The sequence below is a fragment of the Mycobacterium sp. genome (genome assembly GCF_032162605.1).
Taxonomy (GTDB): domain Bacteria; phylum Actinomycetota; class Actinomycetes; order Mycobacteriales; family Mycobacteriaceae; genus Mycobacterium.
Map to the genome: position 1 here is coordinate 1 of NZ_JAVROT010000544.1, position 2,899 is coordinate 2,899.

Consider the following 2,899-nt stretch of genomic DNA (forward strand, 5'->3'; position numbering starts at 1 on the left):
GGGTTCTTGAAAGGATAGCCGTGTCGTCGAGGCCGTTCGGCCCGAGCCTGGAACAGTGGACGTCCCGTTCGGTCGTGGTAAAGGGTTCCGGTGCCTGGAACGATGATCCCTAGCAGTCGGCTGGCCATGCCGGCAAACTGATATATCCGTAACGCTTCGTCGTCGATGCTGATGGCCTTGGGTTCGTCGCTGGTGGTGCGGTTGCGTTCGAGCACCTGAACCCGTATCTGGTGGGTCGCCAACAATGCCGCGACCGTCATGCCGACCGGTCCTGCGCCCACCACCACCACATCGGTCCGCGTCGTGTTGTCGTGCACTCCATACCTTCTCTGTGTGGAACTCCGGCCATCCGCGGGAAATACGTCGGTGAGCGGGCGCACGGTCACCGATAGCGAGTGGGCCGCGCGGCCAGCGTTATCCACCGTGTGTTGGAGAAGGCTTCGATCCCCCAGCGTCCGCCGAAACGGCCGTATCCGGACGCTTTCACCCCGCCGAACGGGGCTTGCGGCTCACTGAGGATGGACTGATCGTTGACGTGCACCAGACCGGTCTCCAAGCGCTGCGCGATGCCCAGCCCACGAGTGCCGTTCTCGGTGAACACCCCTGCTGACAGACCCTGATCAGTATCGTTCGCCTTGTCGACGGCTTCGTCGTCGGTGTCAAAGACGTCGACAACGCACACCGGTCCGAATGACTCGGTGCGGTAAAGCTCCGTCGAGGTGGGTACGTCGATGAGCACTGTTGCTCGAAGAACCGCCTCGACCGGTGCACCGCCACCGGCCAGCACCTTGGCCCCGTGGGCAACGGCGTCCCGGATGAGACCTGAAACCCGCCGCGCCGCCGCGGAACTGATCATCGGTCCGATGACCGTACGGGGATCGTCGGGAGCCCCTGCGGGCAAGCTGTCGACCGCCGCGGCGAACTTCTCGATGAACTCCGCGGCCCGGGAGCGCTGCACCAGAACGCGGTCGGCGGCCATGCAGACCTGCCCGGCGTTCGCGAACGCCCCGTGCACCGCGGCCGACACGGCGCAGTCGATGTCGGCGTCGTCACAGACAATGATCGAATTCTTGCCGCCCAATTCGAGGACCGTCGGCTTGAGGCGTTCAGCGGCTCGACCGCCGACGATCCGTCCCATCTTGGTCGAACCGGTGAAACTCACCGCACGTACTCGCTCGTCATCGATGAGTGTCTCGGCGACGGTGGCCGCGTCGGCGGGATCGTTGGTGACGACGTTCAAGACGCCGTCGGGCAATCCAGCATCCCGGAACAGATCGGCCATCAGCAGACCGGCGGACAGCGGAGCATCCTCGCTCGGTTTGAGCACCACCGTGTTGCCGGCCGCCAACGGAACGGCCGCCGCTCGCATACCAAGGATCACTGGGGCGTTCCACGGTGAGAACGAGGCGACTACGCCCATCGGCTGTTGTACGGCCAGACTGAGCGTGTCAGGCCGTTGGCTCGCCAGCACGCTCCCCTGCGGAGCGGTGATCAGGGCCGCGAGCTCGCGCAGGAGGTTCGCCGCCATGCCGACGTTGAAATGCGCATTCCCCAGCACGGACCCAACCTCCGCGGCCATGGCTTCGACGACCTGATCCCGTCGCGCCTCCAGCAGTTCGGCGGCACGGGCGAAGATCGCCCGCCGATCGAACGTCGCCATCGCCGCCCATGACGGGAACCGCGCCCCGGCCGCGTCCACGGCAGCGGTCACGTCTTCGCTGCCCGCGGCCGCGACAGTCGCATATACCTCACCGCTGTATGGATTGAAGTCCGGCGCTACGCGGCCGGTGCTGCCCGGCACTTCCTTGCCACCGATAAGCAGTCCACGGTCGATTGTCATTTGGATCGTCGCCTTTCGTGGCCGGATGTTCGATGAGTACCGATACGAGTTGTCACTGTCATCCGCGTTGTTCCCGGTGCCCTTCGCCGATCGATGGGCGCCGTTACAGTGCCGGCACAACATGAACCTGCGGAGTACCCATTTCTTCCCGCTTCCGCGGCGCGTCTGCCGCGGGCTCGGCGACGGGTATCTGCTTCTGGCGAGTCAGCGGCTGGATCGGTCCGCGCCACATGTCGATCGACGACGGCTGCCCGGGATCGAACACCCTAGGTCGCCACGTGGATTCATCCTCGATGAGACGGGTTCCGGTGGCGTATTCATAGGTCAAGCCCTCCGGCCCGCGGAAGTAGACGAACACGGAACCCGACGTGGGGTGGCGGCCCGGACCCATGAGGATCTCGACTCCTCGCTCCTCAAGGAAGTGCCAGTTGCGGAACACGTCGTCCAGTGCGGAGACCTGGAAGTCGATGTGGCACAACGCAGGTTCGTCGCCGTGAAAAATAGCGAGCTTATGGTGTAGGGCGTCGATCCTCATCAGGCACACCGCCTCGCCGACCCAGTCAGAGGCCCGAGCGTTGAACACCGTCGACCAGAACCGATGCGCCTCGCGAGCGTTCGGCGCGTCCAGGCACAGGTGACCGAACTCGGTGATGCCTGAAGGGCGCGTCAGTCGTACAGGTTCTGCCGACAATCGCTGCGCAACCACCAATTCGACTCGATTACCGAACGGGTCGTCGAAGGCGATATAGTCGCCGACGGCGCGTGAACGCGCACCCACCGCATCGCCCCTGGAAACCCGTATTCCGCGATGTTCCAACTGGGTCTCCGCGTCGTCCAAGGCATCGTAGTCGGCTACGGTGAATCCAGATGAAATAACTCCGGAATGGCCTTCCACGAAAGTGAGACAATGGTGCCGCTGATCGGCTCGGAGGTGCACGACGCCGGATTCGTCCGAGGCGACGGCCTCGAGTCCTACGATCTCGGTGGCGAATCGCACGGCTTCCGACAGGTCAGCGACGCCGGAGCGGACATACGCGATATCGGTCAGATTTATCACGA

3 protein-coding genes are annotated in these 2,899 nt (G+C 64.3%); all 3 read right to left on the reverse strand.

The window, feature by feature from the left end; genetic code table 11:
* Nucleotides 1-317 (reverse strand): FAD-dependent monooxygenase (locus tag QOI01_RS30045; RefSeq protein WP_526386866.1); only part of this gene is annotated, 317 nt, incomplete at its 3' end.
* 65 nt (nt 318-382) lie between these two features.
* Nucleotides 383-1,840: an aldehyde dehydrogenase family protein gene (locus QOI01_RS30050; RefSeq protein WP_526386868.1), complete on the reverse strand. Its 1,458-nt coding sequence runs from the start codon at nt 1,838-1,840 to the stop codon at nt 383-385.
* 103 nt (nt 1,841-1,943) lie between these two features.
* Nucleotides 1,944-2,899 (reverse strand): VOC family protein (locus QOI01_RS30055; protein WP_526386870.1); only part of this gene is annotated, 956 nt, incomplete at its 5' end.

What these genes read in the sequence shown, in the direction of transcription:
- QOI01_RS30050 (WP_526386868.1), bottom strand. Translation starts at nt 1,840, where the DNA reads ATGACAATCGACCGTGGACTGCTTATCGGTGGCAAGGAAGTGCCGGGC.